Source organism: Pseudoalteromonas sp. TAE79 (assembly GCF_000498015.1).
In the GTDB taxonomy this organism is placed as follows: domain Bacteria; phylum Pseudomonadota; class Gammaproteobacteria; order Enterobacterales; family Alteromonadaceae; genus Pseudoalteromonas.
Genome location: NZ_AUTL01000131.1, coordinates 1 through 26202 on the forward strand (window position 1 = coordinate 1; position 26202 = coordinate 26202).

The window sequence follows — 26202 nt, forward strand, 5'->3', positions numbered from 1 at the left end:
GGGCTTATTATAAATTCGACCACTTAAGTACATTACTTTTGATAAGACATTCCATGTCCCGTCTGTTAACATTAATCTTGGCATATAGGTTCGGTGTAAAGTTTTCTGGCGAATTCAATTATACCTTATCTTCATGCTGTTTGTTTTTCATACCACAAAGATCAACACGCCCTAATAAATTAAGAGTATAGAATAATTCATGTAGTTATTGAGTTTTATTAATAGTATTTTCTTTTAAAACTACTAGGGTAAATATACACTTAATAAAAATAAAATAGTGGTGAGTATATGGTTGTAAACCATTTTAAAGCCGCTTGAAATATAGTCAATGGAATGAATATATGAATTATGCCTATCAAATAAACAAGATAAATTCTTTAGTCGAGCATTACACACAAAAACCGGATTTTGTGGATAGCGAATTACTTTCTAGCAAGACGACAGAGTTTAAAAAATCAGCCTATAATCTTTTTTATGAGTTAATAAAACCCAAAAACCCTCATATTTACCAAGAGCCAAACCATGTACATGAGTTATTTAGCTTAATAAAAGGTTCAACAGTTAAAAAGAACGTTGATTTAAAGGTGCTTGAGCATGTAGAGCACTGGTGGCTTGAGTGGTATTTCGCTTTAGAAATGGAAGAAAAGCTTAGTATAGAAAAAAATGATATGCCAATGAGTTACTTACCTCAAAGTACACTAAACCCTATGCGCAAACATGAGATAAGTCACTACGCTAGGTTATTTACCGTTTTGCCAATGCCAGTATGTAATGTATGTGCCAAGACGGGTGATATTTTAAAAGTTAATCAACGTTTTGTAGATGTTTTTGGTTATACAGTAGAAGATGTGCCAAATCTTAAATCATGGTGGGAAAAAGCGTATCCAGATCCCCAATACAGAGCACTTGCAAAAGAGCTGTGGCAAGACTCTCTTGAAAAGGCACTAAATAACAATAACGACATACCCGCAAATAACTATCGAGTTTCTTGTCGTGATGGCTCGCAAGTGATGATGGAAATTTCAGGAATTGATATAGGTGAAGAGTTTTTAGCTGTTTTTAATGATGCAACAGAGCGTTTAGAAGCAGAGGATATACTTAGGGATATGGCCTTTTTGGATGCATTAACCAAAATTGCAAATAGGCGTCGGTTTGATGAAAAACTAACGCATGAGTATGAACGAGCAAAAGAATGCGAAGGCATGCTATCGATGATTATTATCGATATTGATCATTTTAAACAATTTAATGATCGGTATGGGCATGTAGCGGGCGATACGTGCTTATATGACGTGGCTCAAAAAATTGCTTCAACGGTTAGTCGCCCAGAAGATTTTGTGGCGCGATATGGCGGAGAGGAATTTGTTGTTTTATTACCTCAAACCGATAGGCAAGGGGCATTGTTTATAGCAGAGCAAATACAAAAGGCTGTAGAAAACTTAGCTATTGCACATCAGGATAGCTTTACCGGATTTTTATCTATAAGTATGGGTATTAATACCATCAGTGACTATACAAATAGTGATGAAATTAGCTTCGTTAAAGCCGCTGATAACGCCTTGTACTATGCTAAAAAACAAGGGCGTAACTGTATAGCGCTAAGCTCAGAGTAAGTAAAATAGAGTTAATTATTTTATTTAAGCTACTCGCCAATATAACTAATTATAAATAGTTTCTAGGCTTAATACTGGTCGGTTCAGGCTGTCGTTAATACACTTCAATACTAAAGGGCTTCTAAGCGGTAGTGATTTTATTTGCTCTAATGTGTACCAGTTAGCGCTGATAATGTCGGTATCTACTGGCGTTGGCGATTTTATATTATCGGGTGCTTCAAATAAAAAGCAGAATCGCAAATAGTGCACTCCATTTTCGGCATGCAAATTATACACACCTAAAAAGCCGACTGGCTCACGCGCTAAGCCTGTTTCTTCAAGTAGTTCTCTGCTTGCTGCTTGTGCAAGCGTTTCGTTTTGTTCTAAATGACCAGCAGGTTGATTGTAACAAACCTGCTGTGTAAATTTATCGCGCTCTTTTACAAGTAAAAACTCGTTTTGCTTTTTTACTATTGCTGCAACCGTGACATGCGGTTTATGCATCAACTACGCCCTTAATTACTTTGTATTCACCACAATTAATATCATCCAACGTATAGTTGCCAATGCTATAGCGGATGAGGCGAAGTGTAGGGTGTCCAATATGCGCGGTCATTCGACGAACTTGTCTGTTTCTACCTTCATTAATAGTAATACTTAGCCAAGTGGTCGGGATTGCTTTTCGCTCGCGTACAGGCGGGGTACGCGCCCAAATTGTTGGCTCATCAATTATTTTAACGTTAGCGGGGAGTGTAAGCCCGTCTTTAAGTTCTACGCCATTACATAAATCATTAATTGATTCACTCGTTGGTTCACCCTCAACTTGTGCCCAGTAGGTTTTATTCGTTTTTTTATCAGGAGCAGTTAAGGTGTTTTGTAATTTTCCACAGTTTGTTAAAAGCAATAAACCTTCACTGTCTCTGTCTAACCTTCCTGCTGCGTAAACTTCTTTAATAGGGATAAATTCAGCAAGCGTTTTTCTGTCTGCGTCATCTGTAAATTGGCATAGCACATCAAACGGCTTGTTGAATAACACAATTTTTCTGTCTTTAGATGCTATTTGCGGCTTTATTTCTCTTTTACCAGATGGCGTTTTGTTAAGTGCACTGCGTGAATAAGTACGCCCAGTACTTCTTTTTGGCTTGGCTTGTGTTGCTTGATTATTGTCTGATTTAGCTCTCATTATATGCACCTAGCTGGTTTTGGTAATCCGGCAATTTTTGTTGCTTGCTTGGCTGGGCCTTTAGGAAATAATTTATATAAATAAAGGCTATTACCTTTATCTTCACCGAGTGCTTTAGCCATTGCTTTTACAAGCATTCTAATTGCTGGGCTGGTGTTATATTCAATGTAAAAATCACGAACAAAATTAATGACTTCCCAGTGTTGCTCACTAAGTGTGATGTTTTCTTGAGTAGCAATTACAGGCGCCAGCTCCTTTGACCATAAAGTATGGTCGAGCAAGTAGCCTTGTTTGTCGGTTTCAATCTGTTGGTTGTTAAATTCAAGCATGAGTTACCACGTAATTGATTGATTAGTTGATAAAGTGAGTGCCACAAAGTCTTCATAGCTAATTGCTTTATCGTTATCTGCTAATTTTATTGCACGTACTTGCGCGTCTTGTTCAAGTATTAACAGTGTATCTGCAAATTGTCTAAATTGTTTTTTTGCAAAGCAGGCATCACCAACAAGTAGTACCTTATCGCCTGATAAAATTAAGTTCTCTAGCTGATTTGCCGAGTAATAGTTAAGCGGCTTTGAAAATATATGTAACGTACTCATAGGTTCACCACATGTTGCTGCGCTTTAATTAGTGTTTGTTGTTGACTAAAGTTAAGAGCTTTTGCTTCTATGAGTAAATCATGTTTATTTAAACCATAATCAAGCAATGATTTTTCACACACGAAAATGTTTTCAACATCATATATTTCGAGTGTTTTAATATTTTTAAAAAAGTCTTTTAAGCCAATATTGTTTGGTTGTTGATGCTTTTTTAAAGCTAAAACGGCGGGGCCGCTAAACAACCAACTTACATTTTGGTCAACAGCAGCAAATATCAATGTCATATCAAGTGCATCACGAATATTTAAATCGTCAAATGGGCTGCACTGACTCATTACTAATACGTTTATCATTTAAATTGCACCCATTTATCTGCGTCGCTTGCAAGCATTGCAAATTCAGCTAACCCTGCGACTTTAAATACACCTGTGTTTTTAATATCTAACCCGCGCTTTTGCGCGGCGGTAACACACAGCATTAAATTTAGTTTTTGATCAGCAAGTTGCTGCCAAAGTGCTGAAATTTGAAGCTCGTCTGAGGATAAATCAAAGTGGGTAGATGCATGATAAATACCTTGCTGGTATAAAAAAATAGCATCAATGGTGTGCCCTTGGGCTAAACATGCATTCGCAAATTTAACTATGCGTTGCGTGGTATCGTGATCGGATGGTGGTGTATGTAATGAAAGAACAAAGCGTGCCAAAACAATTCCAATAAAAAAGCCCCAATAAAGGGGCTATTTTAACAGAACTATTTAATTAGTCATCACTTGCGCCAAGTAGAGCAAGTAAAGAAGTAAATAAGTTATATACGCTTAGGTATAAAGACACTGTTGCGCGAATGTAGTTAGTTTCACCACCGTTTATGATTCGGCTTGTATCAAATAAAATCAAACCAGACATAATCAGTACAACTGCTGCATTAAGCACCATAAACATCAATGAACTGCCAATAAAAATATTAACGATGCTTGCTACAATCACAACGATTAAGCCAACAGTTAAAAAGCCACCCATAAATGAGAAGTCTTTTTTAGTATTTAGTGCATAAGCAGATAAACCAAAAAAGATAAGCGCTGTAGAACCTAAGGCTTGCATAATAAGCATTGGGCCATTAGGTAATGCAGCATAATGGTTAAGCAATGGACCTAAGCCTGCCCCCATTAAACCTGTGAAAGCAAAAACCCAAAATACACCAGATGCTGTATCTGCTTTTTTATTTACAACAAATAATAAACCGAACGAAACGAGTGTAAACACAATTCCCATAAAGTAAGGTAATTGTAGTGCCATTGAAATACCGGCTGTAACTGCACTAAATGCAAGTGTCATAGCTAGTAAAAAGTAGGTGTTTTTAAGTACCTTGTTTGTTTCAATGGTAGACATTACCGGTTTCGCGGTATTGTACGATTGATTAAACGCCATTGTAGAGCTCCTTTAAGTGAAACGTGTGTGTTTCGATAATTTAACTAAAATTAGATTACCAACTCTTATATGTTTGGGCAAACCTTTGTAGATCAATAGAGTTAAATATTTAAATAAAAGTATATTGATGGCTAAATTAAAAACATTTTGTTTTAACTTTAAACAAATCAATTGTTTTTTAGGCACTTAAACAATTATTTTAAAAAAAAGCTTCACAAAAGGGATGGGTTTCCCTATTATGCAGGCCGTGCGGAGAGATGGCAGAGTGGTCGAATGCACCGGTCTTGAAAACCGGCATGGGTTTATAGCCCATCTAGGGTTCAAATCCCTATCTCTCCACCACTTATTTAATAAGTGTGTGGTAATTAAAATATCATTCATTTAAATAGTTATTAGTACACTCTTACTTTTAACTTAGCAGTATCGGAGAGATGGCAGAGTGGTCGAATGCACCGGTCTTGAAAACCGGCATGGGTTTATAGCCCATCTAGGGTTCAAATCCCTATCTCTCCACCATATAACAGAATAGCCCGCTAACTTAGCGGGTTTTTTTGTGCCTGTAAAATAAATAAGTACGAATAGAAATTGTGAGTTTTGTCATCATAAATTACGACCATAGTCTCTATTTCTAAGCTTTAGATCTTGGTGCATGCTTTATACATAGAATTTAGATTTGTGTATTAAGGATTTTAAATGAAACATCAGCTAGCAAAAAGCGTAGGGCTTTCGTTATTATCGCCTGTTATTGTAGGCAGTTTACTTGGTGTTTATTACTCACTTACGCTTGAAGGCGAGTTTGTATCAATATTTCTTACCTTATTAATGACTGCTATATCAAATGCACACATAGTAGGCTTAACAATGGCTGCTTTTGTTGTGCCTGGGTATTTACTCATGTTTAAGTATTCTAAAGTTAATTATTCAGGGGTATTAACTCTTGGACTACTAGGCGGAGCGATATTTAGTTACTTATTAAGTGCCACAACAGGGGAGATATTTTTGATCAATAGTGTAATGTCAGCATTCGCTGCTGGGCTGTTTTTGTTTGGTCTTCGTAAAACGGCAAAAAAATAATCGCAGCATTATTAACCAAGCGCACTGATAAACGGTGTGATTTCCTTTTTTTTACCTCCAAAAGGTTCCAATTTTTCACGACAAAGAGTACCTTTAGCTACTGTATGTTTAATAAGAAGTAGTTTGGTATGCAAAAGCACGATTTTTACCAGTCATTAGTTAAGCAAACTGAATCGCTGATAGCTGGTGAATCCAATGTAATTGCCAATATGGCAAACATAAGCGCGCTGTTATTTACCTCTTTAGAGGATGTAAATTGGGCGGGCTTTTACTTTATGGATTCTCCTACTGAATTAGTACTTGGTCCGTTTCAAGGTAACCCTGCATGCATTCGTATTCCAGTAGGAAAAGGTGTATGCGGAACTGCTGCGGCAACCGTAGAAACACAATTAATTGAAGATGTTCACGCTTTTGACGGCCACATAGCCTGTGATGCAGCGTCTAATTCTGAAGTGGTTGTACCTATCATGAAACATGGTAAAGTATTTGCTGTACTAGACATTGATAGTCCAAGTATTGGCCGATTTGATGCTGATGATAAAGCTGGCCTTGAAGCATTAGTGAAATGCTTAGAGGCGAGCCTGTAATGAAAGATTTGCTAAATGTTCAAGACTACCTATTTGCTGTGCAAGATGTTGGCGACTGGGAAGGCGAAGAAGAGCATGTAGCGGAAACGCTCAATGATTTAATTCATATTGCATGGGATCGTCTTCCTGATGATTCAGAATGTGAATTTATTGATGAAACAATTAATGGTATTTGGGAACACCTTCGGGGTGATATGGCTGTAATTGAAGCCGATTTCGAAGAGTTGGTCGACTGGGTAACACACTACGTCGATTCGTCCCTTGATGAAAAGATGTGAAAAATAGGTTCTAAAATGGAAACCACAAACAAGCTAAAAGATATTAATGAAGTGTTGGAATTTTTATATCAAGAATTCCCACAATGTTTTAAACAAAAAGATGGCATCAAGCCGCTTAAAGTAGGTATTTTTAAAGATATTGCTGAGCGTATTGAAGGGTCTGAAAAAGTAAGTAAGACTCAAGTTCGTCAAGCGCTTAGAAAATACACGTCTAACTGGCGTTATTTAGAAGCTGTGACCAAGTCAGAGTTTCGTATTGATCTTGATGGTAATCAAGGTGAAAAAGTTGAGCAAGAGCATATCGACCATGCACAAAAAGCATTGGAAGAAAGCCGCGCTAAAATGGCTAAACGCAAAAAACAACAGCGTCCTCGCCAAGATTCAGATTCTAAATCTTTCAAGAAAAAACCAGCTCATGCTAGCAAACCAGGCGATAAAAACGCTCCTGCAGCTAACAAACCTGCTAAAGCAGCGCCGGCTAAGCGTTCAGGAAAAATTGAACCTTTGCCAGCAACTGAGGTCAAGGTTAATAATAAGGTTAAGGTTAAACTTGGCCAAGCACTTGTAAATGCAGTAATAACTGAAGTGAACAAAGATGATGTTCATGTTGAGTTAGTAACAGGTATGCAAGTTAAAACCAAAGCTGACAGCTTATACATTGTTTAAGTTGTAAATAAATTAAGGAGTTGTGTATGAGTAAAAAGTTTACGCTCATTCCGTTAGTTGCTGCCCTGTTTTCAGGTTCATTATTTGCTGCTGTAGAAGCCNTGGCTAGCTTATTTGCTCGTTCACACTATACACCGGTTCGATTTAACGATGAGCTTTCTAGTAAAGTGTACGATCGTTATATCGAATCCCTTGATTTTAATAAAAGCGTTTTCTTAGCCAGCGATATCGCCTCATTTGAGCAATATCGTGATGACTTTGATAACGCTATTACTACCGGTAAATTAGACTTTACGTTTGATATTTTTAACTTAAGTCTTAAACGCCGTTTTGAACGTTACGAGTATTCACTTACTCTGCTTGAAAAAGAGATGACGTTTGATAAAGAAGATGAATACTTTTTTGACCGTGAAGATTCAGCATGGCCTGCGTCACAAGCTGAGCTTGATGAAATTTGGCGTGAGCGTGTAAAGTACGACGCACTGCGTTTAAAAATGACGGGTAAAGATTGGGAAGGCATTAAAGAGGTGCTGACCAAACGCTACAAAAATGCAGAAAAACGTTTAGTACAATCAAATTCAGAAGATGCTTTTCAAATTGTTATGAATTCGCTAGCACGCAGTATTGAGGCGCATACGTCTTATTTATCGCCACGTCGTGCAGAGCAATTCAAAATGGATATGGACTTAGAGCTTGAGGGCATTGGTGCCGTATTAAGCCCTGATGAAGATTACACTGTTATTCGCAGCTTAGTGCCGGGAGGCCCTGCAGATAAAACAGATCAAATTAAAGCTGATGATCGCATTATTGGTGTTGCTCAAGATGGCGAAGAGTTTGTAGATGTAATTGGCTGGCGTTTAGATGACGTAGTTGATTTAATTAAAGGTCCTAAAGGGACTAAAGTACGTTTACAGTATTTAAAAGGTGTTGATGCTCACGGCGCTCCGAAAGTTGTAGAAATCACTCGTGATAAAATTCGACTTGAAGATAGAGCGGCTAAATCAGAAGTATTTGAAGCCAAATACTCTGACTTAACAAGTAAAGTTGGAGTGATTGAAATTCCTGGCTTTTACAATAACCTTTCTAAAGATGTAAAAGTTGAACTGGCTAAGCTTAAAGAAGAAAAAGTTGATGGCATTATTATCGACCTACGCCAAAATGGTGGTGGTTCTTTATATGAAGCGACTCAATTGTCAGGTTTGTTTTTTGACCAAGGTCCAGTTGTTCAAATTCATACCTTAAATAACCGTATAGAAGAGCAAAAAGATCGCGATGGTATAACTTATTACGATGGCCCTTTAACTGTTTTAGTTGACCGCTACAGTGCCTCTGCTTCTGAAATATTTGCAGCAGCAATGCAAGATTACGGTCGTGCGGTTATTATTGGCGAGCAAACATTTGGTAAAGGTACTGTACAGCAGCACAAAGGCTTAGGCCGCGCTTATGACCTATACGATAATGCGCTAGGTAGTGTACAGTATACTATTGCTAAGTTTTATCGCATTAACGGGGGGAGTACACAGCATAAAGGTGTGATCCCTGATATTTCGTTTCCATCAGCAATCGATCCTGCAGAGTGGGGCGAAAGTAAGCAAGATAATGCACTTCCTTGGGATAGCATTGTTAAAGCGAAATACAAAAAGTTAGGTAATTTAACACCTATTATTACCTACCTTGAGAAGCAACACGAAGTACGAATTAAATCAGAACCAGAATTTGGTTATGTATTTAATGACATTACCTTATACAACGAAGAGAAAGACCGTAAAACTATCTCTTTAGTTGAAGCAGACCGTATTAAAGAAAAAGATGAAGGTGAAGCACGTGCACTTGTACGTACTAACGAACGTCTTAAGCGTTTAGGTAAAGATCCGGTAGAAAACTTAGACGATTTACCTGAAGTAATTGAAGAGCTTGACCCATTTTTGGAAGAAGCTGCATTAATTACTCAAGATTATATTAATTATGGTCGTATAGCTAAGAAGTAACAACTGGTTTTACCTCTATAAAAAAGGCGCATTAGCGCCTTTTTTACTACCTAAAATTTACTAAATTGTTATAATATTTGATTACATAAAGTTGAGCTAGATCAATCATGCTCAATTAATGCGCTTTACGTGCTAAAAATAATAATTAAACACACAGTAAGTGTGTCTAGGAGTCTCTACTTTGAAGCTATTGGATGACAAACCAATCAAGCCCGCCTCGTTTTTTGATGCGTTAATTCCTATCTCTGTATTAATTTGTTTACTTGGTGCTGCAGTTTACTTATTTGGTGATAACTCTTCATCAGGCCCTAACCAAATTGCACTTTTATTTGCTACTTTTGCAGCGGCTTTAATTGGGCTTAAAAACGGTTATACATGGAAAAAATTAGAACAAGCCATGATCGAAGGTATAACGCTTTCACTTGGCGCTATCCTAATTTTACTTATGGTAGGTGCGTTAATTGGCACTTGGCTACTTTCTGGAACTGTACCAACTTTAATTTATTATGGCTTGCAAGTTATAAACCCAAGTTGGTTTTATGCAGCGAGTTGTTTAATTTGTGGCATTGTAGCTATGAGTATAGGTAGTTCTTGGACTACTGCCGCTACGATAGGTGTTGCTTTATTAGGCGTTGCAACGGGTCTTGGACTTGAACAAACAGTTACAGCAGGCGCTGTTATATCTGGCGCGTACTTTGGTGATAAGTTAAGCCCGCTGTCTGAAACAACCAATTTAGCGCCAGCAGTTGTAGGCGCTGATTTATTTGAGCATATTCAACATATGCTGTGGACGACAGTACCAAGTTTTGTAATTGCACTGATTATATTTATATTCATGGGCTTTAACGCAACTGCTTCAAGCGAAGCGGGGCGTATTGATGAAATAACGGCTATTTTACAGCAAAACTTTAATATTGGTTTTGAAATGCTAATCCCGCTAATTGTACTTTTAGTTTTAGCGATTAAAAAAATGCCAGCCTTTCCTGCTATCTCTATCGGTGCTGTTGTGGGCGCTGTTTGGGCCATGTTGTTTCAATCTGATTTAATTGCTAGCCAAATTGATGTTTCTCAAGGGCAGCTAGTTGGCTATTTTAAGCTTGTTTGGACCACGTTTTTTGATGGTTTTAGCATAAGTACAGGCGATGACAAAATGGACTCACTACTCAGTGGTGGCGGTATGTCCGGAATGCTTACAACCACATGGCTTATTATGACCGCACTGATGTTTGGTGCCATTATGGAAAAAACAGGCCTTTTGGATATTTTTGTTAAAAGCATACTTAAAATAGCTAAAAGTACGGGATCGTTAATTGCGGCAACAATAGCAACGTGTATTGGTACTAACGTGATAGCGGCCGATCAATATATTGCAATTGTTGTACCTGGTCGTATGTTTAAAGATGAATATGAAAAACGTGGTTTGAAGCCTGTTAACTTATCTCGTACATTGGAAGATGGCGGTACAATTACCAGCCCACTAATTCCATGGAACACGTGTGGCGCATATATGCAAAGCGTTTTACTAATAAATCCTTTTGATTATGCACTCTACGCTTTCTTTAACTTAATTAACCCTGTTTTAGCGGTGGTTTATGCCTACTTGGGCATTAAAATTTTACGTATTAAGCCAAAACAATCCGCCTAATTTTAAACAGCTCCTTTAACTTAAAAGGAGCTGTTTTGGAGTATCTATGACTGAATCAAGTAAACCTCAAGCACAATATCTTAAAGACTATAAAGCTCCTGATTTTTTAATTGACCACACAGAGCTAACCTTTGACTTACAGCCATTATCAACCAAAGTAAGCTCTTTGCTAACGCTTACGCGTGTTGGTGATAAAAAAGCACCTTTAGTGCTTGATGGTATTGATTTACGCTTACTGTCTTTATCTATTGATACGGTTGATATAACTGATTATGAAATTATTGGCGAGCAGCTAATAATTAATAACCTACCGGATAGTTGTCAATTAAGTATTGTGACCGAGATATCGCCTGAGACGAATACTTCTTTAGAGGGTTTGTATTTATCTGGCGGTGCGTATTGTACACAGTGTGAAGCGCAGGGTTTTAGAAAGATCACCTATTACATGGATCGCCCTGATGTACTTGCCACGTTTGATGTAACTATTATTGCCGATAAAAAGTATCTACAACTTCTTTCTAATGGTAATCAAGTAGACAGTGGTGAAACACAAGATGGTCGTCATTTTGTGAAATGGCAAGACCCATTTAAAAAGCCGAGCTATTTATTTGCACTTGTAGCTGGCGATTTTGATGTTTTAAAAGATACGTACACGACTAAAAGCGGCAGAGATGTAGAATTAGCATTGTTTGTTGATAAAGGTAATTTATCTAAAACACCCCATGCTATTGCCTCACTCAAAAAGGCAATGCAGTGGGATGAACAACGCTTTAATTTAGAGTATGACCTTGATATTTATATGATTGTAGCCGTCGATTTTTTCAACATGGGCGCGATGGAAAATAAAGGGCTAAACGTTTTTAACAGTAAATGCGTATTAGCTAATCAAGAAACAGCCACAGATAAAGACTACCATACGATTGAATCCATTGTAGGGCATGAGTACTTTCATAATTGGACAGGTAACCGAGTTACTTGTAGAGATTGGTTTCAGTTATCGCTAAAAGAAGGGTTAACTGTATTTAGAGACCAAGAGTTCAGTAGTGATTTAGGCTCTCGTGCACTTAACCGAATTGATGCGGTCAAAGTTATGCGGACGCATCAGTTTAGCGAAGATGCAGGCCCTATGGCTCACCCAATTCGCCCTGAGAAAGTTATTGAAATGAATAACTTTTATACAGTAACTGTATACGATAAAGGTGCTGAAGTTATCCGTATGATGCACACATTACTGGGTGAAACTAACTTTCAAAAAGGGATGACGCTTTACTTTGAGCGCCACGATGGGCAAGCAGTTACATGTGATGACTTTGTATGTGCGATGAGCGATGCATCAGGTGTTGATTTAGAGCAATTTAAACAATGGTACAGCCAATCAGGTACACCGCGTTTAAATGCAATTCAAGAATTTGATAGCAGCTCAAATACATACACTTTGACAATCGAGCAAACAGCGCCAGCTAATCAGCCAGAGAATAAAAAGCTTCATATACCTTTTGCTATTGAACTACTTGATGCGAATGGGGAAAGTATTGCTCTGCAATATAATGGTAAAAAACTAGATCATGTGCTTGATGTAACAAGTACGACTCAAACATTTAGCTTTGATAATATCTTAGAAAAGCCCGTTGCGGTTTTACTCGAAGATTTTTCTGCACCTTGTATTTTAAATCAGCAAACAACAGAGCCCGAACTATTACATATTATGCGTTTTGCACGCAGTGATTTTTCACGTTGGGATGCACAACAGCAGCTATTTATTAAAGCGATTAAATCTCAGATTACCGATACGACTAATAGCGAGTTAAGCAGCGAAATTATAAATGCGCTACGTGTACTTATAAACACAAAAGAGGGCGATTTAGCCTTAATTGCAGAGCTGTTTAAACTGCCAAGTTTTGATACATTAGCCGCTGAATTTGAAGTAATACTTGTTGATGAGATTATTGAAATAACAGAAAAGTTCGAGCAACAAATTGCTGACGAACTTGCTGATGAACTGCTTAGTTGTTACGAATCTCTTGAAGATGATGGCAGTATAAGTGCAAGCTCCGTTGCTAAGCGCGCTTTAAAACAAATATGCTTGCATTATTTGGCTAAAACTCAAAAGCCAGAGGCTGTAAGCTTTATTAAAGAAGCCGCAAGTTCTACTAATATGACCAATGTACTTGGTGCACTAAGCGCAGTGGTAAAAGCATCCCACCCTTTACAAGAAGAGCTTTTGAGTCATTTTGATAGTCAATGGCGCCATGATGTTTTAGTGATGGATAAGTGGTTTGCACTGCAAGCTATGCAATCAGGCAATAATGCTATAGACAATATTAAGGCACTTTACGAACATCCGTGTTTTGATTTTTCAAACCCGAATCGTGTACGTGCACTTGTAGGAAGCTTTAGTCACTTTAATACAGCACAATTTCATCGTTCAGACGCCCAAGGTTATACGTTGTTAGGTGACTTATTAATAAAACTTAATGCAATTAATCCACAAAATGCGTCTCGTATGTTAACACCGTTCATGTCATGGAAACGTTACGATGATGTTCGCTCTCAAGCAATGAAACTGCAATTACAACGCTTAGCTAATCTAGATGGGCTAAGTGCTGATTTGTATGAAAAGGTTGAAAAAGCGCTCGTATAAATGATTGAGTATTATTTTACCTTAAGATTGAGCTATAACGAGTGCATGGATTACTACCATGGCCGTTTTAGCTCTTTACAAGTTGTAGAAGATGGCGGGAAAACGGTACGTTTTTCTGCTAATCATTTAAGACCTTTTATTACCAGCCTAGGTATAAGAGGGCGTTTTAGAATATTATTAACCCCCGAAAATAAATTCATTCGTATTGAGCGCGTGGCTTAGCTCCCTGTTTTCATGTTATAAAAGCATAAAAATATTGTCTTTTTGTTAATTTCAATTTGTCCTATTGTTAAATAACGTGTATAAATTATCTGGTACGACGTCTTACCAATACGTAAGCGTCAACCAGAATAAGAAATATATGACAGATTGAATGCGACTATTTGTAATTTCAATGATTCGCTTCTATCGTTACGATGACACTAAAAACAATAACTTGATCACACAAAATGACCCGCGACAGGGGGGAACCAAAATGATAAGAAGATCGCTTTTTGTTAAAAATAAAATCGCTATAGGTTTAGCANGTTTAGGTTTATCTGCAGCCAGTACTCAAGCTGTAACATTTGAAGCTGGGGGTTTTGATATTACCTTCGACTCAACCTTTTCATATGGGCAAAGCGTCCGTGTAGAAGACAGGGACTTTAACTTAATTGGTAAAAGTAATAATCCAGCTTTTGACTGGACAGGTTACAACCCTGCACTAAGTAACACTATTTACTCATCACAAGATGTATGGGCACAACCCGGCTCTTACTCAAACAATGGTGATGCGGGTAATTTAAATTTTGACAGTGGTGACTCATTCTCAAAACTATTGAAGGGAACACACGACCTTTCAATAAATAAAGATAATTACGGTTTGTTTACACGTTTTATGTACTTTTATGATTTTGAGTTGATGGATGGCGATCGCGCTTATTCAAACCCAACTTCTGGTGAAGGTGTTGACCCGTGTGACGATAAAGATACAAAAGAGCAAAGCTGTGCAGATATCCGTTTACTAGATGCATACGTTTGGGCTAATTTTGATTTAAACGACGGGAATAACCCATTATCAATTCGCTTAGGTCAGCAAGTAGTTAACTGGGGTGAAAGTACGCTTATATCTCATGGTATTAACGTAAACCCAGTTGATATTGACCGATTAAAAGCACCAGGCGCTGAGCTTAAAGAAGCATTTATACCAATCGGTATGCTTTGGGCATCGCTTGGTATTACTGAAAATATTACGCTTGAAGGTTTCTACCAATATCAATGGCAAGAAACGCGTCTACCCGCAGCTGGCACGTATTTTTCTACTAATGACTTTGCTGCAGAAAATGGTTACCAACAAAATGTTCAGTTAGGCTTTACGTCTAATCCTGATATTGATGTTGCTTTTTTAACGGATAGTTTAAATAACTTAAAATCTGACTTTGCACTAGCAACAGCTGCTCAAGGAATTGATCCTTCAAGTGCCGAAGGGAGTGCTTTATTAGCTCAAATGTACCTTGCATATCCAACTAAGGTCGCGCTTAAAGGTAAAGGAGATAATGGTAAAACAGAACCTGAAGATGGCGGTCAGTACGGTCTTCGTTTAGGGGTGTTTTTACCTGAGTTTAATGATACTGAAATTGCGTTATACCATGTGAACTACCACAGTCGTCGTCCGCTTATCTCTGGTCGCGTATCAAACTTTTCAAACGAAGCAATTGCGCAAGATTTAGCGATGATTATGACGACAGAAATTACCTCTGATAATGTTGCTGATTTAACTGCCTTTTCTAAAGCTGAAAACGACTACCCAGAAGATATTAAACTATACGGTTTGAGCTTTAACACCACTATTGGTGAAACAGCTTTTGCGGGTGAATTTGCTTTTCGTCAAGACGAGCCTCTGCAAATTGATGATGTTGAGCTTTTGTATGCAGCGATGCCTGAGCAATTAGCGGTTGCTGGTATCCGTCCTGATTTTGCGGGTATTTCACAAATGAGTTTAGGCGACGACATCAGTGTTGTAGGACCTGGTCAAGTTGCTCAAGGGTATATTGAACGTAATACATCACAATTACAGTTTACTGCAACACATTTATTTGGCCCTTCATTAGGGGCTGATAGTTGGGCTGTTGTTGGTGAAGTGGGTGCTGTAAAAATTCATAACATGCCTGAATACGACGAGATGCGTTTAAACGTATCGGGTACTGGGCGAAGTGGCGTTATTACTGGGCCTGGCACAACTGATTACACTACATTGCAACTTGGTCTTTCAAATGGTGCAGAGCAAAAATCATTTGCTACTGCATCTTCTTGGGGATATCGCTTAATTGCTAAAGGTGATTATTATGACCTTTACGATGGTATTAATTTCTCTCCTCGTTTTGTATTTTCTCATGACGTAAATGGTAATACACCAGATCCTATGTTCTTATTTATTGAAGACCGTAAATCTTTAGGTGCGACCATGAACTTTAACTACCAAAATGCGTGGTCACTTGACGTGAGCTACAACTCGTTTTGGGGCGGCGGCGATATTAATACTTTCTCAGATCGCGATTACGTTTCTTTTAACTTAAAATATTCTATTTAGGGGTAACATTACTATGATTAAAAAACCTACCCTCATTGCTACTGCTTTTTGTAGCTTATTTGCAAGCAGCGCTGCTTTGGCAAAAATGAGCGCAGTTGAGGTAGCTCAATTAGGTCAAAACTTAACGCCATTAGGCGCAGAAAAAGCGGCGAATGCTGATGGCTCTATTCCAGCATGGAATAATGGCATTATATCTGCTCCAGCAGGCTATGAACCGGGTATGCATCACCTTGACCCATTTTCAACTGATAAAGTGCTATTCACTATTGATAAAAATAATATTGAAAAGTACAAAGCAAATTTAAGTCCGGGTCAAATTGCTTTATTTGAAGCATATCCAGATACATTTAAAATGCCAGTGTATGAAACACGTCGCTCTGCGTCTTATCCACAGTTTGTGTACGACGCAACTAAAAAGTTTGCACCAACAGCTGAGCTAGTTGAAGACGGGAATGGGATCAAAAATACGGCAATTGGTATTCCTTTCCCTATTCCTAAAACGGGTTTAGAAGCTATTTGGAATCATTTGTTACGTTACCGTGGACAGTCTATTGAGCGTTTTGCCGGTCAAGCAGCGCCAACAGCATCGGGTTCTTATAACTATGTTGGCTTTGATGAGCAGTTATTGGTTAAATATTCAGATCCGAGTGCAACACCCGCAGAGCTGCAAGACTCAAACATTTTGTTTAAGTTTAAACAAAGTGTTACAGAGCCTGCACGCTTAGCAGGTACAGCACTGCTTGTTCATGAAACGATGGACCAAATATTAACGCCACGCCAAGCATGGACTTACAATTCGGGACAACGCCGCGTTCGTCGTGCACCTAATGTTGCATATGATGCACCAGGAACAGCAGCGGATAGCTTACGTACTACTGATGATTTTGACATGTTCAATGGCTCACCTAATCGTTACAACTGGACGTTGAAAGGTAAGCAAGAATTATACATTCCTTACAACAGCTATAAGCTTCATAGTGATAAGTTAGAATACGATGACATTTTAATGCCTGGCCACATAAACCCAGAGCATACACGCTACGAAAAACACCGTGTTTGGGTTGTTGAAGCTAACTTAAAAGACGATACACGCCATATCTATAAAAAACGTGTGTTTTACATTGATGAAGATAGCTGGCAAGTACAGGTTACGGATATTTATGATAACCGCGACCAACTTTACCGTGTAGCAATGGCTTATGGCCTTAACTACTACGAAGTACCTACTCAGTGGAGTACGCTTGAAGTTTATCATGATTTAAATTCACGTCGTTATTTAGCAATTGGTTTAGATAACCAAGAAAACATGTACGATTTTTCACAATCGTTTAACGATAACGAGTTTACGTCAAGCGCATTACGTCGCGCAGGTAGATAGTTAGAAGTTAGGCACTTAACGCATGTTAAGTGCCTTTTCCTTTCACATCGCGTTTGTCTTATACCAAATCGCGCAACGCTTTCCTCAGTATATAAAGACAAACAATTCTCTCGTTCAAGGCGATTAAAATTTATGAAGTATTTAGTATATGCCAGCCTGATCATAAGTGGTGCGAGTGTTGCTCAGGATGTCCCTGAAAATGCAATCAGTGCAATTAAAGCAGATAAAACCCTACTTACTGATATAACAAACACAGGTAACGGGCTAATTGCAGTAGGCAAGCATGGTACCGTTATTAAAAGTGACACTGGTAATAAATGGCAACAAGCTGAACTTGTACCAACTCAAGTGCTATTAACAGCTGTTGACTTTAGCGATGAAAATAATGGCTGGGCATGTGGACACGATGCCACCATTATCAATACTACCGATGGTGGTATTAATTGGCAGTTACAACAAGTTAAACCAGAACTAGATAAACCCTGCCTTGATATCCTATTTGAAGATGATTTAAAAGGTTTTGCAGTGGGGGCCTATGGCATGTTTTATCAAACCACCGACGGTGGTAAACATTGGCAAAAGCGCTTTTTAGATTCGTTACTGTTTAGTGATGACAGAGATTACTTAAACGATTTAAAAGAAAATGATCCCGAAGGGTACGAAGCAGAAACAGCTTCAATTTTACCGCACTTTAATCGAATCGAAAAAACAGATAACGGATTAATGCTCGTTGGTGAGATGGGTTTAATGGCCAGAAGCATTGATGATGGTCAAACTTGGCAAAGGATTGAGGAGATTTACCCAGGTTCATTCTTTGCAGTTGCATCAGATAGTACGCAAGAAATTGTAGCAGGGCTTCGCGGTAACGTGTTTGCAAAGAAAAATAATGAGCAAGAGTGGCTACATTTTGAAAATATTAAAACAGCGACAATTAACAACATCATTAATTACAATGATAAGCAATGGCTCATGCTCGCCAATAGTGGTGTTATTTTTCACCTTCAAGATGGATTACTTACCCATGAGCAGTTAGCCGATGGTAAAGCAATTTTGGATGGCGTGATTTTAAATAACAAACTAATCATGGCGACAGAAGATGGCATTAAAGTGAAGGAGTTAACCCCTTAATGCATAAGTTACTCGATTTTATAGAAAAGGCGATTTTTAGACATCGCTTAATTATGCTTATAAGTTTTGCGCTTATAACCTGTTTACTCGTATTCAAAGCAACTCAAATTCAATTAGATGCATCGTTTAATAAAAACATTCCGTTAAATCACGACTATATGAAAGTATACACCAAGCACGAAAAACAATTTGGTGGTGCAAATAGTATTTTAATTTCAGTGTGTGATGACAGCGGCAATATATTTAATCCAGAGTTTTTCACTCAATTAAAAGCGGTTCACGATCAGCTTTATTTTATTCCTGGCGTAAATCGTCCATTAGTTAACTCTATATTTTCACCAAGTGCTCGTTTTGTTGAAGTAGTCGAGGATGGCTTTGCAGGCGGTCCAATTATTCCTGCTAACTTTAAAGCGGATACGCGTGGTTTAGGTGTTGTAAAAGAAAACATCGAAAAAGCAAAAGTGGTAGGACGTATGATTGCCAGCGATTACTCGTGTGCAATGGTAACGGCCCAGCTTTTAGAAACAGATCCACAAACACAACAAAAGTTAGACACATTAGCTTTTGCACAAAAGCTAGAAAGTGATTTAAGAGAACCTTTGAGTACAGATAAAGTAAGTATTCATATTATTGGTTTTGCAAAAATGGCAGGCGATATAGCTGAAGGCGCAAAAGGTGTGGTCGTATTTTTTGCCATTGCTATCGCCTTTACTTTCGTTATGGTTTGGCTATTTTGTGGCAGTTTAAAGCTGACTATTTTGCCTATCGCATGTTCCATTATTGCTGTTATTTGGCAATTAGGCCTGCTTTCAAGTTTAGGATTTGGTCTTGATCCGATGTCTATTTTGGTGCCGTTTTTAGTATTTGCTATTGGTGTAAGTCATGGTGTGCAGATGATCAATGCGATTGGTAAAAAAGTAGGTGAAGGAAAAAGTACCCGTATCTGTTGTCAGTCAAGTTTTAGGGCTCTATTAATACCCGGTGGTATTGCACTACTTTCAGACACCGTTGGCTTTTTAACATTACTTACCATTGATATTGGTATTATCCGTGAACTTGCTATTACAGCGAGTTTAGGTGTAGCCGTCATTATATTTACTAATTTAATATTATTGCCGGTCTGGGCTTCGTACATGAATTTTGAAAACAGTGTACATATTCAATCTGGTGACGCTGCAAAGCCTAACATGCTTGATAAAATCCGCGACTTACTTGTAAAAGCAACAGACCCTAAAGTAGCTAAAATGATTATTGGTTTTACCCTTGTTTTATTTGCTCTAGGTTACTGGCAAGCAGATAAAATGCGTATAGGCGACTTACACGCAGGCGCACCGTCTCTGCATCAAGATGCGCGTTATAACCAAGATACATTTTTAATATCAGACAAGTACACTATTTCGTCAGATATCTTAAAAGTAATAGTAGAGGCATATCCTGCAGCATGTACTGAACATGATGTTATGGAGCGCATAAGCCGTTTTCAATATAAAGTAGAAAATGTGACCGGTGTGCAGTCTGCTGTTAGTTTGAGCTCTGTAGCTCAATCGGTTAACGCAGGGTACAACGAAGGCAATCTGAAATGGCAGAGTTTGCCACGAAATTCAGCAAGCTTAGTACAATCAACATCTCGAGTTGAAACAAGTACAGGTTTACTTAACGGTAACTGCTCCGTTATGCCTGTGATAATATTTTTAGATGATCACAAAGCACAAACTATCGATACTGTGATTAAAAGTGTTAAGCAATTTGCTAAAGAAGAGGGCACTGATGAATTAGCATTTAAATTAGCGTCTGGGCCTGTTGGTGTAATGGCAGCGACTAATGAGTCAGTTGCAGAGGCGCAAATACCAATGATGCTTTACGTTTATGGTGCCGTTATTATTTTATGTTTAATGAGCTTTAGAAGCGTAAAAGCAACAATAGCCGTAGTATTGCCGCTTTATATTGTATCAACACTTGCACAAGCGCTTATGGTTCAACTAGAAATAGGCTTAACGGTGTCTACACTACCTGTAATTGCGCTAGGTGTTGGTATTGGGGTCGATTACGGCATTTATATACTGTCGTCGATGATGGGGCAGCTTAAGCAAAACGTACCATTAAGTGTTGCTTATCGTAATGCACTTGTTGAGCGTGGTAGTGCTGTATTGTTTACGGGGATTACATTAGCTATTGGTGTGAGTACGTGGATATTCTCAGATCTTAAATTCCAAGTTGATATGGGTATATTGCTAACCTTCATGTTTTTAGTAAATATGTTGGGTGCAGTGTTGTTATTACCGGCGATTGGTAGCCTTCTCTGGACTGACCAGAAAAAATAATGTGAATAATTTTGCTCCTAAATGGCCTGTAAAGGCCATTTATATCTACAATTTGTGAATAGATGACCAAATAGCTGAAATGCTTAAAATGTTTTCATCGAAAAGGCTGTTTATTAGCTGCAAAAGGGTTAGAATTTGATTGACTCCACGCTAATGAATAGCTGTACAAATTTCTGCTCCTGAGCAGTAATAGATTAAGGAACATACAATGACACGAAATGAAGGCCAAGCCTCGGTTATCCTAGATAATGTTTGTAAGCTGATCCAGAAAAAAGTTCGCGCTGATAATGTGTTACTCGTTGAGAAATTCGCCAAAGCCTTGTACAGCAACATGTCTAAAGAGGATTTGGCAAATCGCAACGATAGTGACCTATATGGCGCAGCATTAAGCCTTTGGAACTCGCTAGAAAAAAATACTACCGACGACGCTGTTATCCGCGTTTTCAATCCTGAAGTGGCAAAAGATGGCTGGCAGTCATCGCATACAATTGTAGAAATTATTACTAAAGACATGCCGTTTTTAGTTGATTCTGTTCGTATGGCCATGACTCGTGAAAATATCGCCTCTCACTTATTACTTCACTGCCCATTAAAAATTAAGCGCGATACAAACGCTAAAATTTCTGGATTATCAAATTTAAAAGCAGAGCAAGAATCTTCATCTACTAAAACAGTGTTCTTTATTGAAATCGACCGTCAGACAGATTCTTCTGTGATTGAGTCTTTCAAAAAAGAATTAGAGTCTGTGCTTGTTGATGTATCTGTTGCTGTTGATGATTGGCAACCAATCCGTAAAAAATTGATTGCAGTGACTAAAGAGTTACCTAAACGTCATCATAATAAAAGTAAAGATGAAGTTTCAGAAACAACTGAGTTTTTAGATTGGTTAGCTAAAGATAATTTTACCCTAATGGGTTACCGTGAATATGAGTTAAGCCCAGTTCAAGGTGATTACCAACTAAAAGGTAAAATGGATACAAGCCTAGGCTTGATGAAAAACTCGACTGAAGAACACACTCGCTTATTATCAGAATTACCTGAAGTTGCACGTCAAGAAGCTCGTAGCAGCAACCTACTGATTTTAACAAAAACTAACTCTGTTTCTCGTGTTCATCGTCCAGCTTACATCGATTATGTAGGCATTAAGCGTTTTGACGATGAAGGCAATGTAATTGGTGAAGACCGCTTTATCGGTTTATTCTCATCAAGCTTTTACAATAACAGTGCTACTGATGTACCTGTGTTAAAAAGTAAAATTAATCGCATTATGGAAATGTGTGATTTTGCTAAAGGTACTCACGCTTACAAAGCTGTTTTAAATATTTTAGAAACCTACCCACGTGATGAGCTAGTTCAAGCGCGCGAAGGTGAGCTACTTGAAGTTGCTATGGGTGTGTTACAAGTACAAGAGCGCGATATGTGCCGCTTGTTTGTACGTAAAGATGCGTATGGTCGTTTTTTATCTTGTATGGTTTATGTACCTCGTGAGCGTTATAACACGGCTCTTCGTCGTGAAACGCAAGATATATTAGCTAATGCATTTAATTCTGACGATAAAGTCGAATTTACTACTTATTTCTCTGAGTCAACACTGGCGCGTACTCATTACACCGTTCGTGTGACCGACAACAAGATCGAATATAACGTGAAAGACATCGAAAACAATTTAGTAGAAGCTGCACGTACGTGGGAAGATAAACTTCAATCTGCTCTTTTAGAGTCTGCTGGTGAAGCTCGTGGTAACGATTTAAATCGTAAATACTGTAACGCGTTTGCACGCTCGTACAAAGATGAAGTGCTTCCAAGTGCTGCGGTTGTTGATATTGAAAAGTTAGAACTACTTAGCGATGAAAACAAACTAGAAATGCTGTTTTACCGTCCTCAAGAAGAAGCAAACAGCAATATTGTACGATTAAGCTTATTCCATAAAGATGAGCCGATTCATTTATCTGATGTTATGCCAATGCTTGAAAACTTTGGCCTTCGCGTTGTTGGTGAAACACCATATTCAGTTAAAACTAGCGATGGTCGTATCAACTGGATCATGGACTTCTCGATGCTTATTGACAGCAAAGGGATGGCAGACTTTGATAAAATTTCAGCACGTTTTCGCGCTGCATTAACAAATGTGTGGGGCAACCGCCTTGAAAACGATGGTTTTAACCGTTTAGTGTTAATGGGTGGCCTAACTGGCCGCGAAGCCTCTATTTTACGTGCTTACGCTAAGTACATGCGTCAAATTGGTGTAACGTTCTCACAAAGTTACATTGAAAGCACATTTGCAAATTATCCAAACATTGCAGCGCAAATTGTTAATTTATTTGCTAAAAAGTTCTCAGTTAAGAGCCCAGCAAGTGCTAAAACACTTGAAAAGTTAAGTACGCAAATTTACTTAGAACTTGAAAATGTAGCAAACCTTGATGATGACCGCATTATACGTTTATACGTAGATATGATTGTTGCGACGCTACGTACCAACTATTTCCAAAAAGATGATGCAGGTCAGTTTAAATCTTATGTTTCGTTTAAAATACAGCCTAGCTTAATTCCTGATGTACCACTTCCACTTCCTGCGTTTGAGATCTTTGTTTATTCTCCGCGCGTTGAAGGTGTGCATTTACGTTACGGTAAAGTAGCGCGTGGTGGTCTGCGTTGGTCTGACCGTCGTGAAGACTTCCGTACTGAAGTACTTGGCTTAGTTAAAGCGCAACAAGTTAAAAATACAGTAATTGTACCTGTTGGTTCTAAAGGTGGCTTTGTATGTAAACAATTACCTAGTGAGCGCGAAGCGTTTATAAAAGAAGGCCAAGAGTGTTACAAAATTTTTATCCGTGGTCTTCTAGATATTACAGATAACATAGAGCGCGGTGAAGTAGTGCCAGCTCGAGATGTTGTTCGCCACGATGAAGATGATGCATACCTGGTGGTTGCAGCCGACAAAGGTACAGCTACGTTCTCTGATATCGCAAACGGCATAGCTAATGAATACAATTTCTGGCTAGGCGATGCATTCGCATCAGGTGGCTCGGTTGGTTATGACCATAAGAAAATGGGTATTACAGCTAAAGGCGCATGGGAGTCAGTTAAACGACATTTCCGTGAAATGGATATCGATTGTCAAACGACTGACTTTACAGTGGTAGCTATAGGCGATATGGCTGGTGATGTATTTGGTAATGGTATGTTGTTATCTAAGCATATTCGGTTACAAGTTGCCTTTAACCATATGCACATTTTTGTTGATCCAAACCCAGATGCTGCTACTTCTTACCCTGAGCGCGAACGTTTATTCAATATGCCGCGTTCATCGTGGGATGATTATAACAAAGAGTTAATTTCTGCCGGCGGTGGTGTTTTCTCTCGTGCAGCTAAATCAATTACGCTTAGCCCAGAAATGAAAAAAATGTTGGGCACTAAAAAAGCGAGTATGACGCCAAACGAATTAATAAAAGCATCGTTAATGATGGAGTTTGATTTACTGTGGAATGGCGGTATCGGAACGTATATCAAAAACTCTAAAGAAACTGATGCAGATGTAGGGGATCGTGCAAATGATGCGTTACGTATTAATGGTAGAGATTTAGGCGCTAAAATTTTAGGTGAGGGGGGTAACTTAGGTACTACTCAACTTGGCAGAATTGAATTTGCAGCTAAAGGCGGGCGCGTAAACACGGACTTTATTGATAATGTTGGTGGTGTTGCGTGTTCAGATAACGAAGTAAATATAAAGATTTTACTTAATGGCCTAGTAGCTGAAGGTGATTTAACGCGTAAGCAACGTGATGAGCTACTTTACTCAATGACTGATGAAGTATCTCAATTAGTATTAAAGGACTGTTACCGTCAAACACATACTATTTCAATTACGCAATCTAAGGGCACTTCAACGCTTAAAGAGAAGATTCGTTTCATCCATGCTCTTGAAAAAGATGGTAAATTGAACCGTGCTATCGAGTTCATTCCAAGTGATGAAGAGTTGGCAGAGCGCGCAGCCGCAGGTAAAGACTTAACTCGCCCTGAGCTTTCAGTGCTTGTTTCATACGCTAAAATGGTATTGAAAGAGTCTTTAGTCAGTGATGAAATTACTGAAAATCCTTACTATCGTCAATTGCTTGTGAAGTCATTCCCACGTCCTCTACGTGAGAAGTTTAACGATGCGATGGATAATCACCCATTACGCAAAGAAATTATCGCTACTAAGCTAGCTAACAGCATTGTTAATGATATGGGTTTAAACTTCATGGTACGTATGCATGAAGAAACTGGTGCTAATGAAGCTGAGATAGCAATGTGTTACTCAATTGCTAGCGAAATATTTGAAATGCGTGAAACATGGTCTTCTATTAGTGCACTTGATAATAAAATACCAGCAGCAGTTCAAACTGAAATGCTTTACCAACTTCGTCGTACTGTGCGCCGAGCAACGCGTTGGTTCTTACGTCATCGTAATAAGTCACAAACGATTGAACAAGGAATTGAATTCTTTGCGCCAACCTTTAAAGATTTAAGCGATAACTTAAATACGTATATGATTGAAAAAGAAAATGATCGTATTGTAATTGAGGCCAATAAGTTAATTGACGCGGGCGTTCCAACAGATATAGCTAATCGTATTGTTTCTTTATCAAGCTTATTCTCTGTGATGGATTTAGCAGAAGTTGCGAATAGTTCAGGTAAGAGTATTTCGATGGTGTCCAATACTTACTTTAAACTAGGTGCAAGAATGGGTCTGCATTGGTTCTTAGAGCAAATAACTAAGCAACCAGTAGCAAATCATTGGCAAGCACTTGCTCGTTCATCTTACCGTGAAGAGCTTGATTGGCAGCAACGTACGTTATCTGAAGTTGTATTAAATAGCTTTGAAGGTGATGAGAGCGATGTTGATAGTCAAATAGACGAGTGGATGGATAGCCAAGATTTATTACTTCAGCGTTGGAAACAAATGCTGGCTGAGTTTAAAACATCACAAAGCCACGACTTTGCTAAGTTCTCGGTTGCACTTCGTGAACTTATGTTGTTAAGCCACAATTGTGATACGTCAGGAAAATAATTTAGCTTTAATCAGTTAATTGTTTAGTAAATAAATAACTGATTGTTAAAATTGTTATACAATACCTCAGCCTTGTCTG

At 38.4% G+C, this 26202-nt stretch carries 21 protein-coding genes and 2 tRNA genes; 16 read left to right on the forward strand and 7 right to left on the reverse strand.

Annotation, left to right across the window (positions count from 1 at the left end; translation table 11 throughout):
- Positions 1 to 341: 341 nt before the first annotated feature.
- Positions 342 to 1613 (forward strand): sensor domain-containing diguanylate cyclase, encoded by a 1272-nt coding sequence (locus tag L655_RS0108845; protein WP_024604801.1) that lies wholly within the window; start codon positions 342 to 344, stop codon positions 1611 to 1613.
- 45 nt (positions 1614 to 1658) lie between these two features.
- On the opposite strand, the gene L655_RS0108850 is transcribed toward L655_RS0108845, so the two are convergent.
- Genes L655_RS0108850 through L655_RS0108880 form a run of 7 tightly spaced genes read right to left on the reverse strand, consistent with a single transcriptional unit; the run spans position 1659 to position 4798 of the window.
- Positions 1659 to 2096 carry an NUDIX domain-containing protein gene (locus tag L655_RS0108850; RefSeq protein ID WP_024604802.1) on the reverse strand — a complete coding sequence of 146 codons (438 nt, stop codon included), beginning with the start codon at positions 2094 to 2096 and terminating at the stop codon, positions 1659 to 1661.
- Entirely contained in the window at positions 2089 to 2775 is a 687-nt protein-coding gene (locus L655_RS0108855) for a pseudouridine synthase (RefSeq protein WP_024604803.1), read from the reverse strand. Before L655_RS0108855 ends, L655_RS0108850 begins: the two co-directional genes overlap by 8 nt.
- The gene (locus L655_RS0108860) at positions 2775 to 3104 is read right to left on the reverse strand and encodes a TusE/DsrC/DsvC family sulfur relay protein (RefSeq protein WP_007375712.1); all 330 of its coding nucleotides are present in this window, start codon (positions 3102 to 3104) and stop codon (positions 2775 to 2777) included. The genes L655_RS0108855 and L655_RS0108860 overlap by 1 nt, the downstream gene beginning before the upstream one ends.
- A gap of 3 nt (positions 3105 to 3107) precedes the next feature.
- Complete coding sequence (locus L655_RS0108865; RefSeq protein WP_008133664.1) at positions 3108 to 3374, reverse strand: DsrH/TusB family sulfur metabolism protein; 267 nt, start codon at positions 3372 to 3374, stop codon at positions 3108 to 3110.
- On the reverse strand, positions 3371 to 3727 hold the full coding sequence (gene tusC / locus L655_RS0108870) for a sulfurtransferase complex subunit TusC (protein WP_002962696.1): 357 nt from the start codon (positions 3725 to 3727) through the stop codon (positions 3371 to 3373). The genes L655_RS0108865 and tusC overlap by 4 nt, the downstream gene beginning before the upstream one ends.
- On the reverse strand, positions 3724 to 4077 hold the full coding sequence (gene tusD, locus L655_RS0108875; protein ID WP_024596911.1) for a sulfurtransferase complex subunit TusD: 354 nt from the start codon (positions 4075 to 4077) through the stop codon (positions 3724 to 3726). The genes tusC and tusD overlap by 4 nt, the downstream gene beginning before the upstream one ends.
- A gap of 55 nt (positions 4078 to 4132) precedes the next feature.
- The gene (locus tag L655_RS0108880) at positions 4133 to 4798 is read right to left on the reverse strand and encodes a Bax inhibitor-1/YccA family protein (RefSeq protein WP_008133668.1); all 666 of its coding nucleotides are present in this window, start codon (positions 4796 to 4798) and stop codon (positions 4133 to 4135) included.
- 251 nt (positions 4799 to 5049) lie between these two features.
- On the opposite strand from L655_RS0108880, the gene L655_RS0108885 reads away from it, so the two are divergent.
- The 15 genes from L655_RS0108885 (at position 5050) to L655_RS0108955 (ending at position 26123) form a co-directional block, all read left to right on the forward strand.
- Positions 5050 to 5140: transfer RNA gene (locus L655_RS0108885), tRNA-Ser, on the forward strand.
- An 83-nt stretch (positions 5141 to 5223) separates the two neighbouring features.
- Positions 5224 to 5314 (forward strand) — tRNA-Ser (locus L655_RS0108890).
- Between the two features lie 177 nt (positions 5315 to 5491).
- Positions 5492 to 5872, forward strand: a complete 381-nt coding sequence (locus tag L655_RS0108895) for a hypothetical protein (protein WP_002961912.1) — start codon at positions 5492 to 5494, stop codon at positions 5870 to 5872.
- Between the two features lie 128 nt (positions 5873 to 6000).
- Entirely contained in the window at positions 6001 to 6459 is a 459-nt protein-coding gene (locus L655_RS0108900; RefSeq protein ID WP_002961911.1) for a GAF domain-containing protein, read from the forward strand.
- A complete protein-coding gene (locus L655_RS0108905) occupies positions 6459 to 6737 on the forward strand; it encodes a hypothetical protein (protein ID WP_002961910.1) in 279 nt (92 codons plus the stop codon). Before L655_RS0108900 ends, L655_RS0108905 begins: the two co-directional genes overlap by 1 nt.
- Positions 6738 to 6752: 15 nt before the next feature.
- The gene (gene proQ, locus L655_RS0108910) at positions 6753 to 7403 is read left to right on the forward strand and encodes an RNA chaperone ProQ (protein WP_002961909.1); all 651 of its coding nucleotides are present in this window, start codon (positions 6753 to 6755) and stop codon (positions 7401 to 7403) included.
- A 26-nt stretch (positions 7404 to 7429) separates the two neighbouring features.
- The gene (prc, locus tag L655_RS0108915) at positions 7430 to 9391 is read left to right on the forward strand and encodes a carboxy terminal-processing peptidase (protein WP_024604804.1); all 1962 of its coding nucleotides are present in this window, start codon (positions 7430 to 7432) and stop codon (positions 9389 to 9391) included.
- Positions 9392 to 9572: 181 nt separating this feature from the next.
- Positions 9573 to 11036: a Na+/H+ antiporter NhaC gene (nhaC, locus tag L655_RS0108920; RefSeq protein WP_007586912.1), complete on the forward strand. Its 1464-nt coding sequence runs from the start codon at positions 9573 to 9575 to the stop codon at positions 11034 to 11036.
- Between the two features lie 46 nt (positions 11037 to 11082).
- A complete protein-coding gene (gene pepN, locus L655_RS0108925) occupies positions 11083 to 13677 on the forward strand; it encodes an aminopeptidase N (protein ID WP_024604805.1) in 2595 nt (864 codons plus the stop codon).
- A complete protein-coding gene (locus tag L655_RS01000000125345; RefSeq protein WP_033011738.1) occupies positions 13678 to 13899 on the forward strand; it encodes a DUF2835 family protein in 222 nt (73 codons plus the stop codon).
- 253 nt (positions 13900 to 14152) lie between these two features.
- Positions 14153 to 16246 (forward strand): DUF1302 domain-containing protein, encoded by a 2094-nt coding sequence (locus L655_RS0108935; protein ID WP_024604806.1) that lies wholly within the window; start codon positions 14153 to 14155, stop codon positions 16244 to 16246.
- Between the two features lie 13 nt (positions 16247 to 16259).
- Positions 16260 to 17624 carry a DUF1329 domain-containing protein gene (locus L655_RS0108940; RefSeq protein ID WP_024604807.1) on the forward strand — a complete coding sequence of 455 codons (1365 nt, stop codon included), beginning with the start codon at positions 16260 to 16262 and terminating at the stop codon, positions 17622 to 17624.
- A gap of 132 nt (positions 17625 to 17756) precedes the next feature.
- Positions 17757 to 18752 carry a YCF48-related protein gene (locus L655_RS0108945; RefSeq protein WP_024604808.1) on the forward strand — a complete coding sequence of 332 codons (996 nt, stop codon included), beginning with the start codon at positions 17757 to 17759 and terminating at the stop codon, positions 18750 to 18752.
- Positions 18752 to 21073: an MMPL family transporter gene (locus tag L655_RS0108950; protein ID WP_024604809.1), complete on the forward strand. Its 2322-nt coding sequence runs from the start codon at positions 18752 to 18754 to the stop codon at positions 21071 to 21073. The genes L655_RS0108945 and L655_RS0108950 overlap by 1 nt, the downstream gene beginning before the upstream one ends.
- Positions 21074 to 21281: 208 nt before the next feature.
- On the forward strand, positions 21282 to 26123 hold the full coding sequence (locus L655_RS0108955) for an NAD-glutamate dehydrogenase (protein ID WP_024604810.1): 4842 nt from the start codon (positions 21282 to 21284) through the stop codon (positions 26121 to 26123).
- Positions 26124 to 26202 lie beyond the last annotated feature (79 nt).

What these genes read in the sequence shown, in the direction of transcription:
- L655_RS0108845 (WP_024604801.1), top strand. Translation starts at nt 342, where the DNA reads ATGAATTATGCCTATCAAATAAACAAGATAAATTCTTTAGTCGAGCAT.
- L655_RS0108850 (WP_024604802.1), bottom strand. Translation starts at nt 2,096, where the DNA reads ATGCATAAACCGCATGTCACGGTTGCAGCAATAGTAAAAAAGCAAAAC.
- L655_RS0108855 (WP_024604803.1), bottom strand. Translation starts at nt 2,775, where the DNA reads ATGAGAGCTAAATCAGACAATAATCAAGCAACACAAGCCAAGCCAAAA.
- L655_RS0108860 (WP_007375712.1), bottom strand. Translation starts at nt 3,104, where the DNA reads ATGCTTGAATTTAACAACCAACAGATTGAAACCGACAAACAAGGCTAC.
- L655_RS0108865 (WP_008133664.1), bottom strand. Translation starts at nt 3,374, where the DNA reads ATGAGTACGTTACATATATTTTCAAAGCCGCTTAACTATTACTCGGCA.
- tusC (WP_002962696.1), bottom strand. Translation starts at nt 3,727, where the DNA reads ATGATAAACGTATTAGTAATGAGTCAGTGCAGCCCATTTGACGATTTA.
- L655_RS0108880 (WP_008133668.1), bottom strand. Translation starts at nt 4,798, where the DNA reads ATGGCGTTTAATCAATCGTACAATACCGCGAAACCGGTAATGTCTACC.
- L655_RS0108895 (WP_002961912.1), top strand. Translation starts at nt 5,492, where the DNA reads ATGAAACATCAGCTAGCAAAAAGCGTAGGGCTTTCGTTATTATCGCCT.
- L655_RS0108900 (WP_002961911.1), top strand. Translation starts at nt 6,001, where the DNA reads ATGCAAAAGCACGATTTTTACCAGTCATTAGTTAAGCAAACTGAATCG.
- L655_RS0108905 (WP_002961910.1), top strand. Translation starts at nt 6,459, where the DNA reads ATGAAAGATTTGCTAAATGTTCAAGACTACCTATTTGCTGTGCAAGAT.
- proQ (WP_002961909.1), top strand. Translation starts at nt 6,753, where the DNA reads ATGGAAACCACAAACAAGCTAAAAGATATTAATGAAGTGTTGGAATTT.
- pepN (WP_024604805.1), top strand. Translation starts at nt 11,083, where the DNA reads ATGACTGAATCAAGTAAACCTCAAGCACAATATCTTAAAGACTATAAA.
- L655_RS01000000125345 (WP_033011738.1), top strand. Translation starts at nt 13,678, where the DNA reads ATGATTGAGTATTATTTTACCTTAAGATTGAGCTATAACGAGTGCATG.
- L655_RS0108940 (WP_024604807.1), top strand. Translation starts at nt 16,260, where the DNA reads ATGATTAAAAAACCTACCCTCATTGCTACTGCTTTTTGTAGCTTATTT.
- L655_RS0108945 (WP_024604808.1), top strand. Translation starts at nt 17,757, where the DNA reads ATGAAGTATTTAGTATATGCCAGCCTGATCATAAGTGGTGCGAGTGTT.
- L655_RS0108950 (WP_024604809.1), top strand. Translation starts at nt 18,752, where the DNA reads ATGCATAAGTTACTCGATTTTATAGAAAAGGCGATTTTTAGACATCGC.
- L655_RS0108955 (WP_024604810.1), top strand. Translation starts at nt 21,282, where the DNA reads ATGACACGAAATGAAGGCCAAGCCTCGGTTATCCTAGATAATGTTTGT.